At 51.0% G+C, this 522-nt stretch carries 1 protein-coding gene; it reads right to left on the bottom strand.

What is annotated here, in order from left to right; translation table 11 throughout:
- On the bottom strand, positions 1–398 hold a 398-nt coding region (locus tag N1032_RS27835), incomplete at its 3' end, for a RepA family replication protein (RefSeq protein WP_259543978.1).
- Positions 399–522: the final 124 nt, after the last annotated feature.

Below are 522 nucleotides of genomic sequence, written 5' to 3'. Positions count from 1 at the left end.
TTGAACTTCGGCTTCTGGTATTCGATAAGGCCGATGCGGTTCAATTCATAAAGGGCACGGGTACAACGGGCGATAGAGTTAATCGCCTTCTGGCCAGTAGTGACCAGCCCGCAGGAGTGAGCAAGATCGGACGCGGTAGCGTAGATGTAGCTACTGGCAAGATTGACATGCGCCAGCAAGCCCATCATCAACGCGCCGCAGGCCTTAAGCCGTGGTTCGCGAAACTTCCGGCAGCGCGTTCCGGATCGGCGCGTCTGGATCTGCAAGTTACGGTGTAACTTCTCAGTATCCTTAACCCAAATTCCGAAAAGTGACTTCAAAACCGGAGGCAAATCTTTCCGAAGCACGTAACACGGGTTCGGATTGTGCGGATTTTTAATCGCGCTGATGCCTTGCATATCAATCCCTTAGATATAGCGTTAAATAAATGTACGCTCTAAAGGGTTAGCGGGCTTGCAATCACATCCTGGTTTGATATTCTAGATGCAAATGAGCCGCCCCTTTCGAGGTGTCTTGTTCGGG

The organism is Herbiconiux daphne, from assembly GCF_024979295.1.
Lineage (GTDB): Bacteria > Actinomycetota > Actinomycetes > Actinomycetales > Microbacteriaceae > Herbiconiux > Herbiconiux daphnes.
This window is presented reverse-complemented; position numbering and strand designations above follow the sequence as displayed.